This window comes from Baaleninema simplex PCC 7105 (assembly GCF_000332355.1).
GTDB classification, from domain to species: Bacteria; Cyanobacteriota; Cyanobacteriia; order Cyanobacteriales; family Geitlerinemataceae; genus Baaleninema; species Baaleninema simplex.
This window is the reverse complement of sequence record NZ_KB235958.1, coordinates 2,521,866-2,535,924: the sequence shown is the minus strand read 5'-3', so window position 1 is coordinate 2,535,924 and position 14,059 is coordinate 2,521,866. Positions and strand designations below refer to the sequence as shown.

The 14,059-nt window shown below is 52.9% G+C and carries 11 protein-coding genes and 1 pseudogene; 5 read left to right on the top strand and 7 right to left on the bottom strand.

What is annotated here, in order from left to right:
- Positions 1-248, bottom strand: a pseudogene (locus GEI7105_RS39485) (RNA-guided endonuclease TnpB family protein); the annotation flags it as partial.
- 215 nt (positions 249-463) lie between these two features.
- Here GEI7105_RS39485 and modD point away from each other — a divergent pair.
- Complete coding sequence (modD, locus tag GEI7105_RS0113180; protein ID WP_017660926.1) at positions 464-1,321, top strand: ModD protein; 858 nt, start codon at positions 464-466, stop codon at positions 1,319-1,321.
- A gap of 42 nt (positions 1,322-1,363) precedes the next feature.
- Here modD and GEI7105_RS0113175 read toward each other — a convergent pair whose 3' ends face one another.
- Entirely contained in the window at positions 1,364-2,536 is a 1,173-nt protein-coding gene (locus GEI7105_RS0113175) for a DUF58 domain-containing protein (RefSeq protein WP_017660925.1), read from the bottom strand.
- A 230-nt stretch (positions 2,537-2,766) separates the two neighbouring features.
- On the opposite strand from GEI7105_RS0113175, the gene GEI7105_RS0113165 reads away from it, so the two are divergent.
- On the top strand, positions 2,767-4,170 hold the full coding sequence (locus GEI7105_RS0113165) for an aminopeptidase P family protein (RefSeq protein ID WP_017660923.1): 1,404 nt from the start codon (positions 2,767-2,769) through the stop codon (positions 4,168-4,170).
- 46 nt (positions 4,171-4,216) lie between these two features.
- On the opposite strand, the gene GEI7105_RS0113160 is transcribed toward GEI7105_RS0113165, so the two are convergent.
- The 4 genes from GEI7105_RS0113160 to GEI7105_RS0113145 all read right to left on the bottom strand — a co-directional run bounded on the left by GEI7105_RS0113160 (position 4,217) and on the right by GEI7105_RS0113145 (position 6,221).
- Positions 4,217-4,900, bottom strand: coding sequence for a class I SAM-dependent methyltransferase (locus tag GEI7105_RS0113160; protein ID WP_017660922.1), 684 nt, complete (start codon positions 4,898-4,900; stop codon positions 4,217-4,219).
- Between the two features lie 37 nt (positions 4,901-4,937).
- A complete protein-coding gene (locus tag GEI7105_RS0113155; RefSeq protein WP_017660921.1) occupies positions 4,938-5,135 on the bottom strand; it encodes a hypothetical protein in 198 nt (65 codons plus the stop codon).
- A 222-nt stretch (positions 5,136-5,357) separates the two neighbouring features.
- On the bottom strand, positions 5,358-5,639 hold the full coding sequence (locus tag GEI7105_RS30375; protein WP_017660920.1) for a hypothetical protein: 282 nt from the start codon (positions 5,637-5,639) through the stop codon (positions 5,358-5,360).
- A 174-nt stretch (positions 5,640-5,813) separates the two neighbouring features.
- Positions 5,814-6,221, bottom strand: a complete 408-nt coding sequence (locus GEI7105_RS0113145; RefSeq protein WP_026097637.1) for a response regulator — start codon at positions 6,219-6,221, stop codon at positions 5,814-5,816.
- 822 nt (positions 6,222-7,043) lie between these two features.
- Between GEI7105_RS0113145 and GEI7105_RS0113135 the strand changes: the two genes are divergently transcribed.
- The gene (locus GEI7105_RS0113135; protein WP_017660917.1) at positions 7,044-10,277 is read left to right on the top strand and encodes a GAF domain-containing protein; all 3,234 of its coding nucleotides are present in this window, start codon (positions 7,044-7,046) and stop codon (positions 10,275-10,277) included.
- Between the two features lies 1 nt (position 10,278).
- Here the strand turns inward: GEI7105_RS0113135 and GEI7105_RS0113130 are convergent, their stop codons facing one another.
- Positions 10,279-10,761, bottom strand: coding sequence for a hypothetical protein (locus GEI7105_RS0113130; protein WP_017660916.1), 483 nt, complete (start codon positions 10,759-10,761; stop codon positions 10,279-10,281).
- Between the two features lie 443 nt (positions 10,762-11,204).
- Between GEI7105_RS0113130 and GEI7105_RS0113120 the strand changes: the two genes are divergently transcribed.
- Together GEI7105_RS0113120 and GEI7105_RS0113110 are read left to right on the top strand one after the other, a co-directional pair.
- Entirely contained in the window at positions 11,205-12,515 is a 1,311-nt protein-coding gene (locus GEI7105_RS0113120; protein WP_017660915.1) for a Sll1247 family protein, read from the top strand.
- A gap of 217 nt (positions 12,516-12,732) precedes the next feature.
- On the top strand, positions 12,733-13,836 hold the full coding sequence (locus GEI7105_RS0113110) for a hypothetical protein (protein ID WP_017660913.1): 1,104 nt from the start codon (positions 12,733-12,735) through the stop codon (positions 13,834-13,836).
- Positions 13,837-14,059: the final 223 nt, after the last annotated feature.

Genomic DNA, 14,059 nt, shown 5'->3' with positions numbered 1-14,059 from the left:
CGTCCCGACTTCAGAGTCACACCGACCTGTTGTTTGGACTCAATGTATTTGAATGTCCGAACGTCGAGACTAACGCCGGTGGGGCGAAACTTGTGGATTTGTTGGGTGGCTTTTCGTTGATTGACGACGCGGCGAATTGCCTGACAAACGTGATTGGCTTTGAGTTCGGTGGCTTCTCGAACTGGCTTATACGTCAGGTGATGCAGCTTGGTCGTGTTCCAGACATTGTGTTCTTTAGCTGTTTGCAATATTTGGTTGCAAGCCTCAGCAAAGCCCACCAGAGTCTCATCGATCTTTTCGGTCAACTCGGCTGGAACTATCAGCTTGCATTTAACCGTTATTGCTTGAGTCATGTTCCCATTTTAATTCATCCAAAAAACGGTGTAAACCTAACATTGGAGGCGGCACTTCCTCCCCCCGCTAACCCTTACGGGTATAGCGGGGGTCTCCGTGCCGAAGAAAGATGACGGTTTGGTTTAGCGACTCTGAGATCGATCGCCTCATTCGAGAAGACATTCCCTATTTCGACTTAACCACCACTGGATTGGGAATTTCCCAAATCCCAGGACGGATTGAATTTTCCACTCGCCACCCCACCGTCGTCTGTGGGGTGGAAGAAGCGGTACGAATTCTGACGCGATGTGGTGCGACGGTTGAGGATTGCGTCGCCAGCGGGACGTACCTACCCGAAAATACTACAATTCTAACTGCTGAAGGTTCGGCGGGAGTGCTGCACCAGACTTGGCGAGTCGCTCTCAACCTCATGGAACACGCTTCGGGAATCGCCACGCGCACGAAAACGCTCGTCGATATCGTTCGTTCTGTCAATCCGAAAGCGTGCGTCGTCACCACTCGCAAAGTCTTACCAGGGACGAAAGCCTTGTCGGTGAAAGCTGTTTTAGCTGGAGGCGCACAACCCCATCGTTTGGGTTTGTCCGAAACCGTGTTGGTGTTCGATCGCCATCTCGCCTTTCTCGGCGGAATCGAAGGCTTCGTGCAATTTTCCCAACACCTGCGAGAACGGTTTCCCGAAAAAGCGATCGGCGTCGAAGTCAGTCACGAAGACGATGCTTTTAAAGTCGCGAAAACCGATATCGATTTTCTTCAATTCGACAAGTTTTCCCCTGAAGTTTTGACACGAACGGTCAAAGTTCTTCAGGTTCGATTTCCCCGTTTGAAGCTGGCGGCGGCGGGCGGAATCGATCGCGAGAACATCGCAACCTATGCTGCAACTGGCGTAAGTTCTCTCGTTACGAGCTGGCCGTATTTCGGTAAACCGGCTGACCTTGGCGTACAGCTCTATCCGCGATCCCCAGAGTGACAACCGAGAGGCTTTCTCAAACAGGGTTGAAAATCGCGAAATTTACGGTCTGAAACGGGTCGTCGGAATCGATTGCAATTGCTGTTGCAGATCGGTTTGAGGAGCGATCGCAATTCCCCGATATGGCGATTTGACTGACGGTGTTTCCGACCACAGCACCCAACGACTGTTAGACGGAAGATCGCCGAGGCGATCGGGTGTACTCGTCAACCAAATCGTAGGGCGATCGGGAAGCAGTTCTCCCATCGGCATTTCGTTAAAATGGGCTTCGGCTAACGCCTCGAGAACGACGCGATGGCCTTGAATCGAGCCAGTGCGAGCGCTCCAAAACTTCACACTAAGCTGTTGGCGACTCGCATAAAAATATAACGACGCCGCAGCGATCGCCGCCTCCTCAAACGCCTCGGGATTCCACGTCGAAGCCGTATCGAGGGCGATAACCGCATCGAGTCCGCTTTGAAACACCTCTAGCTCGCGAACGCGTAACTCTCCGTATCGAGCGCTCGTGCGCCAGTGAATCATCCGCATGGGGTCGCCGAAGCGATAGGGACGCAGGGCGCGAGTCAAGCCTTCCGAGGCGGCTTGTACGTGTCGTTCCTCGACTGAAAAAATCGGATTGTCTTCTCGTCCGATTCCGTCGATGAGGGGACAGCGTTGCAGGGGCAGAACCGTCGGATAGACGATCGCTTTGGCGGGTGCTTGACGAGGGCGGCGACACCAAAACAACCCCAACGGTGCGGCGGTTTTCAGTTGAACTTCGTTCCAGCGGTAGACGCCGCGACGGGGAGCCAGTTGCGTATAAATCCAGCGATGGCGACCTCCTGCGGAAATCTTTTCGATCGCCGTTTTGGGGAAGCTTCCCAGTGGGTGGGGGATAGCGTCAGCCACCTGCAAGAGTCCGAAAGATCCGAACCATCCGGGGCGAGACGGGGGGGGTTCGATGTCGAGCGTTACCGTGAAGCGTTCCCCGCAACTGACGGGGTCGATGGGATGTCGGCGCACGGTCAATCGACGCAGCGATCGCACCGGTAAAATCGCCGCCAGTCCCAAGAGGGCAAAATTCGCGCCGCTAATGGCGTACAACCACCCCGACATGGTGTTTGTCGCCGAGGCAAAGTAAAACAGAGACAGTGCCAAACACAACCCCCCTGCATAGGCGGGTTTGACCCAGTGGGTTTCGAGCCAGTTGCCGAGTCGTTGTCCAAAGCGTTTCATGCGATCGCCGTATCACTCGTTTTATTGTGACATTTCGTTCGAGATTGGGTGATACCTTGGATCGAAGACACAATTCGTACCCGTCTGCAACCCCGATCGAACTCTACACGTTCGTTTTGCTCGATATGCAAGCCGGAGAACACCGACCAGCGGATTTTCTAGCCTGCAACTCTCGCTAAACCCGTTAAATTAGTTAAATTAAGAATCGCTAGTCGATAACAGTGTGCGCCATGCTGCTCGGTAGTCACTATCCCTCCTCTGCGTTACGCGATCGCACCCTCGAAACCACCCTACGCGAGCGGCGATCGCGCCTGGCCGAACGAGTCGAGTTTCCCGTCGTTCTCTGGTCTGGGCGCAGTAAACCCCGCAACTTTCCCGCCAATCGCTACCCGTTTCGCGCCAGCAGTCATTTTCTCTACTTCGCGGGACTTCCCCTAGAAAACGCCGCCGTTCGGCTCGAAGGGGGAAAATTAGAACTATTTCTCGACGACCCGGAACCGGGAGACGCCCTCTGGCACGGGGAACGCCTCAAACGCCACGAAATCGCCCGCACGATCGGTGCAGATGCGGCGTTTCCGCTGTCGGAACTGCCAGCCCGTGCGAAAAACGCTGCCACCGTCGCCGTTCTCGACGATTCGGTACGACAGCAGCAAGCTTTGGTATTAGAGCGATCGCTCTCGCCTCTGGACTCTCTGCACGGGATCGATCGCGATCTCGTTCGGGCGATCGTCCAACTGCGCCTGACGCACGATGCGGGGGCGTTGGTGGAGTTGCGCCACGCGGCCTCGGTGGCCGTCGAAGCCCACAAAGCGGGAATGGCCGCGACGAAAACCGCCCATTGGGAAGCCCAGGTGCGGGGGGCGATGGAAGGGGTTATCCTCGGTCACAACATGACCTGTTCCTACAACAGTATCGTGACGGTACGGGGCGAGGTGCTGCATAACGAGCAGTATCACGATCCCCTCGAAGCCGGAGACTTGTTACTGGCGGACGTGGGGGCAGAAACGCCTTACGGTTGGGCGTCCGATATTACGCGCACTTGGCCGGTCAACGGGCAGTTTTCCCCGACGCAGCGGGCGATTTACGATGTGGTGCTGGCCGCCCACGATCGCGCGATCGCAGCGGTGCGTCCCGGCGTCGAATATCGCACCGTTCACTTACTGGCTGCGAAAACCATCGCCGAAGGCTTGGTGGATTTGGGTATTCTGCGGGGCGATTCTGAGAGTTTGGTAGAAACCGACGCCTATGCCCTGTTCTTCCCCCACGGTATCGGTCATTTGCTGGGGTTGGACGTTCACGATATGGAAGATTTGGGGGATTACGCGGGATATGAAAACGCTCGGGCGCGAAGCGATCGCTTTGGGTTGTGTTTCTTGCGCTTGCACCGTCCCTTGAAACCGTCGATGTTGGTGACGATCGAACCGGGATTTTACCAGGTTCCCGGTATTCTCAACGATTCGGCGAACCGGGATAAATATAAAGATGCGGTGAATTGGGAACGGTTGAAGGATTTCGCCGACGTACGTGGAATTCGCATCGAAGACGACGTTCTCGTCACGGAAGACGGTCGCGACGTTATTACCGCTGCCTTACCGACGCAAGCTGAGGCGATCGAGCAGTCGGTCTCCGGTTAACGGTCAGAAACCGGGTATTGTGGAGATACCCAGTTGTTCGAACCGGCTACCACCTCGCACCGTAGAGCGTAAACAGTTCTCCGGCTTGCGTTCTCAGACGCGAGGTTCGGGTCGATCGCACTAATTTTTCCCACTCGGTCAGGGGTTCGAGAAACACTTCCGCCCCGAGGTAGGTTTCGAGAATCGCCCAGTCTTCCGCGAGTTCGGAATCGGGGTCGATCGCGTCGAAAATAAACTGTCCGCCGGGTTTGAGGACGCGGCGCACGCTGTTGATGACCCGTTCCCAATAGTCGAGGGGATAGTAACAACTGACCCCGGTAGAAATTACCAAATCAAAAAAGTCGTCTTCGTAATCGTCGAGATGATGTGCGCCGCCTTTGGTGACGCTTTTGAAGAGTTTGGAGTTGAGTTGAGGGGCGCGGGATTTGAGGGCAGCGCAGGCGACAGAACTGATATCCCGTCCGTAAAACAGGGCTTGCCAGCTCGTCCAGGGGTAAATTAAAAAACTGACGCCACAGCCGAGGTCGAGACAGCGTTGGTTTTTCTTGGGTTTGACGATTTCCCAAAACGGCGAGGCGATGCGTTGTTGGAGTTTTCCCGTCGCCCACTCGCGAAAAAGCGGCATGGCTTCGACTTCGTCGGGAAGATCGACGGCTTCACCGCTATATTCTCGGTTGTAGCGTTTGGCAACGCGATCGATGCGATCGGACAAGGAATCGGACACAGACATTAGGCAATTCTAACGCTCGAATAACTTACCAACGGTTTTATCGCCCTCCTTTGAGGGCTTTGGTAAAGTTTTGACGGTAGGATTTGTTGGCGACGACGAGAACCGGCCACAACAGAGCTAGGGTCAGTTGGTTTCCCAAACCACGCTCGAAGTTCGTGCGGTGGAACCCCTGCCAAAATTTCCAAACACCACCGGCGTAAACGAGGATAAGAACTAAACCAAGGAGGGTAGACATAACGGTTAAGGTCAACAAACCCTGCGATCGAACTCGATTTCTAGTGTACTCGACTTTTACAGTGAACAGTGAACAGGGAACAGGGAACAGGGAACAGGGAACGGGGAGCAGGGAACAGTGAACAGGGAACAGGGAACGGGGAACAGGGAACAGTCAGCAGTTTCTCCCCCTCTCCCCCTCTCCCCCTCTCCCCCCTCTCCCCCTCTCCCTTTCTCCAAAAGACTACTCGACTTGTGCGGGGACTTCATTGAGTCCCAAGTGGGTGATGACTTTGACGACGCCGATGGCAACGAAAAGTCCTAAGAGTAACCCGCAGGCGAGCAATATGAGATAGTATTTCCGCAAAATCGGGCCGGCCGAACCGCGACGTTTGGATGTAGAGAGATCCTCCGAACTCACGTCGGGAGGTTCGCTGCGATCGTAGACGGGATCTTGGGGTAAGTCGCGGTTGTCGCCAAACGGGTTCGGACCGCCGCCAAAGGGATTGGGAAACGGATCGCTCATGGAAATCCTGCACGGTTGAAGGTGGGGGGTGGCAGTGGCTACGTTATGCCAGTGGCGACCGTCTCGAAGATCGCTCGATGTATTTAGCCAGTGCGATCTGGCTGTATCGATCCTCGCACGAACCCCCTAAAAAGGCAATGTTATCGAGGTTGCGAGGTGGGGGACTCGGGAGGGTTACGATTCGGCCGGTGAGGTGGAGTTGTGTTTGGCGTACTGACCGACGACTTCTCGCAAGCGATCGGCGTCGAACGGTTTGGTAAGATACTCCGTCGCACCGGCCAGATGCCCTTTCACTTTATCGAAGGCTTTGTCGCGAGCGGTGAGCATGATGATGGGTAACGATTGAAATTGGGGTAAACTCCGTACCGTCCGACACATTTCGAGACCGTCGATTTCTGGCATCGAGACATCCAACAGGACGACCGAGATGGGTTCGTGATAGATCGCACTCAAGGCATCCAAGGCATTGTCAGCCAGCAATACTCGATAGTCGTCCCCCAAAATGCGTTGGATCGTTTTTTGCATGACGGGACTGTCATCGACAGCGAGAACGGTTGGGGGGGTCATTGCAGTTCCAGACATCGGATTTCCTTTGAGTACCAGGGGAATCGGTTTATCTCCAGCGTCGGCTCGAACCCGATCGAGCTGTGCGCTCAGCCGTTAAAATTGGGTATCTTTATCGGTTTCAGATGGTGTTTCGTTCGAGTATATTTGAGAAGGAACTCTCTTGAAAGTCTTGTTAGCGACTATGCAAGCGTCATGGTTTTTGTTGGCAGATAATTGAGACTGGGTTCGAGTCGGTCGCGATCGCGCCACATTGCACTTTTGCCGGATTCGGGAAGGTGAGTTTTTCGATATTAGCGAGATCCACGAGGCACTCTAGGAAACGAGAAAGCCGATCGAACTGAGTCCCAAAAGTCTCATTTTCGCCGATTTTGAGGCTTAGAGCGTCCGAGACGAGCGTTCGATCGAACTCAGTTTCTCGAGTAGGTCGCAATCTTCATAGAAACTTAAGCGATCCCGAACGGCCTTACTCTCAAATATAGGGAATCGAACTAGATTTCTTTTAGTATATCGCACCCTTACATCTGCTTTCACCTCAAGTTGTTGGAGAGAAGGCTCGAGTGAACTGTCGCAGCGCGATCGAGAGAGACGATGAGGAATCGAGTTGTCCTAACCGTATCGTTCTGGTTTTAAATAGATCGATTTAACTGACGAGTTATCGAACGGCTCGAGAACGGGTTCTTTACAGGTTTCGTCACGAGGGAGAGTGTTAAATTTGTTTAAAATTTTCGATAGTAGCTTATAGATTTGATGAGAGAGTTAAATCTAGAATAAGTTCTTACAAATTTAAGGTAAGAATTGTCAGGGCAAACCGAAACAAAACTGTTATGTACGCTAAGATTGAAAGGTCAGAGTTGCTCGACCCCAGCAGAGCGAGCGATCTCGAACTCATCCGGCGGAATTTCAATCGACAGTCGGGTCGCCTCTGATGGCGATCGCGATACCTCGTGCGTTCGACATGAGACTGTCCCCATTGGAGCGATCGCCCCGATCGATCGTCCGCCCCGAAACCTCTCTCGGACTGACAGGCCGGGCGAGTATCTTCAAACGCTTCAAGGCAAAACCATGTTCGGTTATCCGTCTCACTCGTATCGTCGTCAAAACTCCTTGAAAGACTCCTCTACTGTGGCATCTTCCCTTGCCTTCGATACTCAACCTAACGAAGCGTTTGAAGATGTGGCTCGTTTGGCCACCTACATTTGTCACGCTCCGATCGCCTTAATTGGCTTTATCAACACGGTGAGAGGAACCGACACCGAGCGACCTCGCTACTGGGTCAAAGCAGCGATCGGCATCGAACCCGATCGCTTTTCATTGTGCTTCGACCTCTGTGCGGCCACGGTCAAAGACCCCCACCTAACGATCGTTCCCGACCTGCAAGAGAACCCTCACTTTGCAAAACTTCCTTTTATAACCAGTTCCCCTCACTATCGCTTCTACGTGGGGGTTCCCCTGGTGACACCCAACGGTTCTGTAGTCGGGACGCTCTGCGTCTTAGATTACGAGCCGCACCATCTCGACGCCGACCAACAGCAAGCCCTCGAAACCCTCAGCCGTCAAGCCACGCGATCGCTACAGGCGTTGCGAGAATTCGGCACTCAGTTTTCAGTCGGCGATATGGGCTTCGACCTCCTCCGCCAAAACTGGCATCAAACCCTCCGCCCCGGTTTTGCCAAACACTTTCCCCTTCCCTCCTATCACGGTATCGTCGAGATTCTCGAAAGTATTACCGAAGCCTTTTTCGCCATCGATCGAGATTGGAAGTTCGTTTACGTCAACCGCCGGGGCGAAAAACTCTGGAACGTCGATAAGTCCGACCTCCTCGGTCAGACGGTTTGGGACGTCTTTCCGGCACTCAAAGACTCCATCTTTGCCTCAGAGTGCCAAGCGGCTTTCGAGACTCAAACCTGTCGTCATTTTGAAGAATATTACGAACCACTCGGCATCTGGCTCGAAGTGCGAGTTCATCCAGAAAGCGATCGCCTCTCGATTTACTTTCGCGACGTCACCCACCACAAACACACGGAAAACGCCCTTCTCGAACAGGCTCATCTCTCTGCCCTCGTCACCGCCGTCAGTGCAGCCCTGGCACAAAGTCAAACCCTCTCGAAAAGTCTCGAACTGTGCGTTGAGGCTCTGTCTCAAAATCTCGACGCGGCTGCGGCCGCCATTTGGCTCGTCAATGCCGACGATGTCGTCCCCCATGCCGACTTCACCCCCACCTCAAACGGGCGATCGTCTTCGACTCTCGTTCGACAGGCCATGGCCGGACGTTCGCTTCCCGACTACCTGTTTCCTCCCCACACGTCCCTCGGGGAGTCTCTCGTCGGTTGGGTCGCCCAAGTGCGACAACCCTACGTCAACAATACCCTCAACCGAGATGCTCCTCACCTCGATCGCTCGTCGATTCCGGGTTTTCGCGAACTCGTCAACTGGGCGCAGCATCAGGGAATCGTCGGTTTGGCCTGCTATCCCCTCGTCATCGAGGAACGACTTCTCGGCGTCGTGACGCTGTGTTCTCAGCATCCTTGGACGCAAGACTGCTCGAGTATTCTCAACTGGGTCACGAGCGGAATCGGGCTGTCAGTCGATCGCGTCTGGGCTCGCGAAGCCCTCGTCAACCGCCGCAAATCTCTACTGTTTCGTCTGGCCGGACAAATCCGCAACTCTCTCGATCTCGATACGATTTTAGACACGGCGGTTCACGAAATTCGTGCCTTACTCCAAATCGATCGCTGTTACTATCTATGGTGTTCTTCTCAAAGCGATTCCAACTTGACGCTGGCCGTGACCCACGAAGCCCGCGAGCCGCATCTGACGAGTTTTTTAGGTGAAAGTTTCTTGTCTCAAAGCGATCGCCTGGCTCCCAAAATCTGGACGCTGGAACTCGAGCAGATCGACGATATCACCGACGCTAACACCGATACTCGCGATTTCCTGCAATCCCTCGATGTGGCTTCCCAACTAACCCTACCGTTGGGTACGCGATCGGGACAGTTCGGGGCGATCGTTTGCTGTCACACGACGCCTCGCCCCTGGACGGAAACGGAAGTCGAACTCCTCCAAGCTGTCGTCGATCAACTGGCGATCGCGATCGACCAAGCCGAACTCTATGCTAAAACCTGTGCCGCCGCCCTCGCCGCACAAACTCAAGCTCGCCAGCTTCAAGAGGCGATGGAACATCTCAAACAAACGGAAGCCCAACTCATCCAACAGGAAAAGATGTCGAGTTTGGGGCAGATGGTGGCCGGTATCGCTCACGAAATTAACAATCCCGTTAACTTCATTACGGGAAATATCGGTCACGCCGAAACCTACATTGAAGATTTACTGGAGTTGGTTCAGCTCTATCGCGATCTCGTTCCCAATCCTCCTGAAGCCATCGAAAACGAAATTGAAGACATCGACCTCGACTTTCTCGAAGACGACCTGCCCAAACTCCTCGATTCGATGAAAATGGGTGCCGAGCGCATTCGTCAAATTGTCGTTTCTCTGCGGAATTTCTCTCGCCTCGACGAAGCCGAAGTCAAACCCGTCAACCTTCACGAAGGTCTCGAAAACACGCTGCTAATTTTGCACAATCGCTTGAAAGGGAAAGGGGATCTCGCCGCCGTGCGGGTGATTAAATACTATGGCGAGTTGCCCCGCGTCGATTGCTTCCCCGGCTTGCTCAACCAGGTGTTTATGAACGTCATTGCCAATGCGATCGACGCTCTGGAAGAAGCGGGACTCCGCCGTCAAGACGCTCCTGCCGCTCCTACGATTACGATTTGTACGGAAGCCGTGTGTAGTACGAAGGACTATCGAACTCCTGACACCTGCGATCGCCCCGATAGCGTCATCGTGCGTATTCGCGATAACGGCATGGGGATTAAACCCGAAATCCTCGAAAAACTGTTCGATCCCTTTTTCACCACCAAACCCGTCGGAAAAGGTACGGGATTGGGACTCTCGATTAGCTATCAAATTGTAGTCGACAAGCATCGCGGCCGCTTTTGGTGCGAGTCGGAATTGGGGAAAGGGACGGAGTTTTTCATTCACATTCCCATCAAACAGCCGGATTGGGATTTATAACTCAGACGATACCGTCGAGGATGTCTTGTACTTGTTCGACGGTGGTACCGAGAATACGGGCCAGAGGCGCGATTAAATCGGTAGGGACTTCTCGGCCGGCGCACATATTTTTGATGTCTTGCGACGAGACGCGGTAGGTATCACAGAATTTCAGAAATTCTTGGGGACTGACCCCGAGTTGTTTTTGGCGTTCGGCCAGTAATAGGGCGATGGCACGAGGGCCGGATTTGGGGCGCTCGGCCCGTTGAATGTATTTTTGAACGAGTTCTTCGACTTCTTCGGGATCGCCTTTGCGCTTGCGAACGAGATCGCCACAGGCCATACGCAAGGCTTTGAGCAGTTTTTCCTGCTCGTTCATCACCTCTAGGATTTCATTGGCGTACTCGGGTTCGCAGTATCCGACGCAGTCCCCTTCACAAAAAACGGGAACTAAAGGTTTGCTGGCGTCGATTTCCCAAGGGAGCGGTTCGTTGAGGGGTGCCATTTGCGAGTTGTGCGGGAAGAGCGAAGAGCGCCAGGGGTTGCTCGGTTGCGCGAGGGCGTTGCGTCTGGCGGCTACAGTCGGGGTGAATCGCTGAGTTTCATCATATCACGAACGATTGCGAATCCTGTGGACGTGGGTGACGTTGCGATCGCGATCGCACTGAGGGGAATCTTCCGGTCACGATCTAGCTTCCGTAATATCACGTAAGTATCGGCTCGCGATCGCACGCTTGCAGACTAATTTCGGCAACAATAAAAGTAGCGATATAGATTGTCGAATCCAGTCGAAGGCTCGAGGGTACGGTTAGTTATCCTCGCCTCGAGGCGATTTGAGTCTAGAGATGCTCGAATGCTGAAATTTGGGTCTTGATGTCGGGGTTGCAGGTTAAAACGCTCAAAATCTCTCGAACCAGCACTCGCATAATTTTTGTTTGAGGTACGATCGTGACTTCTCAATCTTCTCCGAATTTCTCTACGTTTGGATTTCTCCCCTCGTCTGCCGATCTCGCTGAAATTCGTAAGTATTTTCAAGAGATCGCCCAGCTCCCCGTTGCGACTCAGGCAGTCGATCGTTTTTTTAAATTTTGGTTTTCACCGTTTCCAATTCCCGATAATGCGGCGGCTTCGGTTGTTAAAGAACTCATTAAACACCAGTGCGAGCGATATTTTTTAGAGAGTTTTCAAGAATCGATTTATCTGTTGTTCGTATCTTGGGCGCAGTCTCGAAATTTAGAAGCCTGTCGTGAGTTTCTCGAACGACTCGATCGCAGTTTCGCACCTCAGCAGTTTACGCCTTTATTGTTACCTTACAGGGTTCGTACTTGGTTTGAATCGTTTTACAGCAGCCCAGATTACGACGATTTACGACGCACGATCGCACTGTATTTACAAAGCGAGTCTCACCAACCGGTCTCGACTCGCTGGAGCGATCGCTATTTTGATTTTTGCTTGAAATCCATATCTCTCGATCGCAATCGTCCTTTATTTCAACGGCAGTTTGCGCGACGGCTCGCGATATATTTACAAAAACGCTTCCAACTCAAGTTGGCTCTTTACGTAGCTCGCTCTCAATCTCAGTTTGAGACTCCCGAACACAATCCAACTATTTTTGGTGATGATTTTTTGCAAATTCTAAAAACGATATTAGCGAGTTCGTTTTCTTCGCAACAATATAAAAAAGCTCAATTATTTACTCGTAAAACACAACGAGAAAATTATCAAAAATTTAAAAAAATATTATTATTGTATTTAGTGTTTTGTGCCGAACAAAGTGAAACAAAAAATTGGATTAGTATTGAGATCGGACAAAAGTTAAATTGTTTGTTCGCTCGACAGAATCTCAACCCAACTACAGATGGATTGAGATTAACAACTTGCAATGAAATCGTGAATCTTCTGATGACGGAAGATTACCAAACACCCTCTTCGCTCTTTTTAAAATTAGTGAGCCGAGGTAAGTTTTTGACGTTAACCTCAACTTTAATGAAACTCTTGCTGGTCTCTCCCGAATCGCGCGATCGCCTCGAACAGTGTGCGGCAGCATTGTTAAGGTATTACGAGCGACAACCTCACGAGACTGCCAAGCGGGTGGTGCCGCTGTTTGAAATCTTGAAAATCGCTCTCGCGATCGCCTCGAAGGATATCGAATATAGCTTAGTCGCCGTGAAAGAATACAGCGATCGCCCTGGAGAAAAACATTTAGACAACTATCGAGTTTTTACCCAGCTCAAATACGACGAAACGTTAGGCTTTTAAGAGCCGTCGTCGCCTTTTCGCCTCAAAACCGCGTTTTCTTGGACGCAGGAGGTGCGATCGCGCCCGCTATCCCGATCGCCTTGCGGATATTACTGACGCTCGCGCTGCATTGGATACACCGAAACCGCATTCAAGTCGTAAGATCGATATAGGGCAGTCGAACTGATATCGTTCGGCCGATTGCGGCGAGAAACGTCTGTGGTACTCCACAATTGGTATGAAGAAACCAGAATCGTTTGAGTCGGCGATCGCGCGGTTGGAAAACGACCCCGATTCCGAACGCTTAAAAAAACTGTTGGTATGTGCCTGTCAGCATCGCTGGGAAAACGACTCCCAAAAACTCCACGCGATCGACTGGTTAACGCTGGTGGCTCAGGTGCGGGCAACGATCCCCTCTTTAACTCAGTTGCGCGAAACGCTGGTACGCGTCGTCTCCCGCATTAATAAAAAATCTCTGTATTTCAACCTCGCCGTTCGTCTCGTTACGACCTTAGAGTCGATTTATCCCGTCGTACCTGATAGCGTCAGTCTCGAATCCGACGAGATCGAGCCTTTGTCGCGTACCGATCGCTGGTTCGATTTGCGATCGCAACTGTCTCAGGTGGCCAGCCTCAGTCAAGCTAAAATCCTTATCTACTCCGCCATTCACGGTAAGTTCAGCTATATCCTCGCCGACTGGAACCAACTCAACCATCAAGAATTCGACACGTTGGCGCGATCGTTATTCGAGATCTGCCCGACTCCCGCTTTGTTAGCATTACGACTGTTTGGGGCGGCTCACTGCCTCGATCGCCCTCAAGAATACGAGCCGATCGCGCGGGGACTCTACGAGGCTATGTCCTCGTTTTACGGCCGCGACGGCGTTCGATTTACCATGCCCGATTTACCCCTACTCGCCGCCGACGACGAAGACGAGTTAGACATGACGGTGGCCTTTCCCATTGAAGGCGAAACGGGAATGCGACGAACCACCCGACTCGATGTCTCGAACGCGCCGCGCCCTCCTCTCAATCCCTCGATTCAAGCTCACATCGAAGTCGAAAAAGCAGCGCAAGACTCGGCCAACCAATATCTTAAAATGGCAACGACGACGATCGAACAGTGGGCTAACGGTCTCGATGCGGAAATTCAACAGTCTCTCGGCGATACGAAATCCGAAATCGCGCGATCGCTCAAAGCGAGAATCCTACGGGAATTCTTCAGCCATCTCAAACGCTCCTGCGAACGACAGATCGATCGTGCCAACGCTCTGGAAGGGGTAGAGGGGGAGAGGGGGAGAGGGGGAGAGGGGGAGCAAGGGAGAGGGAAGAGTGAAGAGTGAAGACAAGGGACAAGGGAGTAAGGGAGAGGAGGAGAAACTGTCAACTCTCAACTGTTCCCCGTTTCCCGTTCCCCGCTCCCCGATTCTCGATTCCCCTCTCCCCCGATTCCCGATTTCCCGATTCCCGATTCCCCGTTCCCCGTTCCCTGTTCCCTATTCCCTATCAAGATCCGTCGCAGTACTCCGCCTATACCGCGAAGCGGTTAGGGGGTGGTGAAGCGGC